Annotated in this window: 1 protein-coding gene; it reads left to right on the forward strand. The window is 42.2% G+C overall.

From position 1 onward, the window contains the following. Positions 1-649 precede the first annotated feature (649 nt). Positions 650-1,501 (forward strand): helix-turn-helix domain-containing protein (locus PSE7429_RS24055; RefSeq protein ID WP_009629843.1); only part of this gene is annotated, 852 nt, incomplete at its 3' end.

Here is a 1,501-nt window from a genome sequence, read left to right on the forward strand (position 1 = left end):
TAGAATGGCGGCGCTTCGCGCCGCCATTCTATTCTTGAGGTTTGATATCCTAACGCAAGCGACTACAGCAGCCATATCGTTAAATAATTACTTCTGTAGCATTAATTCTGTGGTATAGACTATTTTTTGCTTGCAATTTGCGCAAAGACAAATTAATACCAAAGCTCAAAATGGCTACGCCATTTTGAGCTTGGAAAACCCTTGCTGGGTTGGGTTTTTAATTCCCGAAAGTGTGACAACACTTTCGGGAATTGGTATAAATCGATCTTTTAAGTAGCTAGGTATAAGTAAACTTAAAACCTAGAAGAGCATACCGCCCATTGCGCGGGCGGTATGCTCTCTGGTTTTGGTTTTTAATTATGCCGAACTACTTATCAAAAATAATGTTTACAGCCAGAGAAGCCCTATATAGGCATAATAGCTTAAAGCTATTGTGCTTAAAGCTATTAGCTTTAAGCACAATAGCTATTGAGATAAAATTAGTTTTGGTATAATTTGCTGTGAAAACTTTGCAGAATGTTATATTAGTTAAGGTAGGTAATCTAAACTAAATTCGATTGCTCCATCCAACAACGCTCTACATAGAACTTGTGGTTGTCCAAGTTCGACTGAAAGCCCATTTGAGTCAGTCAGTCCAATCTCTTTCTAAATGTCTGTGAGTATTGTGAATATTACAACCTCGAAGCAAGCAGAGAAACTAGCAGAAATCGGAGCGCAATTTAAGCGAGTTCGCGAAGATAAAGAGCTATCAATTCCTCACCTAACTGCGACCACATTAATTTCTGAACGATACCTACGGGCGATCGAAGATGGTGAAATGGAATCGTTGCCTGAGCCTGTGTATGTGCGTGGATTTATTCGCAAGTATGGTAATGCTTTAGGAGTTGGCGATCTTTCTGAGGAATTTCCCCTCAATCCAGTTTTGCCAGAACAAAAATGGGCTGGTAGCGCTGCTGCCGAGCTAAGACCCTTACACCTATACGCGCTTTATGTTGGGGTGATCGCGGGGGCGGTTAGTTTGTTGGCAACCTTTATGAATTCCCCTGATGCTAACAAGATTAACGACAGTCAAACTAACTTTAGTAACGCTGCTCAGCTCGGTAACTCCAGATCAAAGCTCGTTGAGCCCACCGAAAGCCTCCTACCCAAAATTGGTGGTCTAGAAATACTCAAACAAGGCGTTACTGACCCAACGGCTATGGCATCTCCGATCAATTTAAATTTGCCCGTAGTCAATTCAGTCCCAGACCCTAAAGTTTCCACCCTTCCTAAGGATAATCTTGGTAAACCGCCAGCTAATGCCACAGTTGAAACTAGCTCTAGCCTCAATAATTTGCTTATGAGTTGGACTATGGGTAGTGGGATTGCTGCAAATAATAATTCGCCCAATAATGCCAAGATAGGCGCTAACGGTGATTTTACCTTTGTTGGTAATAAGCCTGTTAATGTGGGGCTGGTCATGCAAGGGGAATCTTGGATGCGCGTTACGGTTGATGGAAAG

The sequence above is a fragment of the Pseudanabaena biceps PCC 7429 genome, assembly GCF_000332215.1.
Taxonomy (GTDB): Bacteria; Cyanobacteriota; Cyanobacteriia; order Pseudanabaenales; family Pseudanabaenaceae; genus Pseudanabaena; species Pseudanabaena biceps.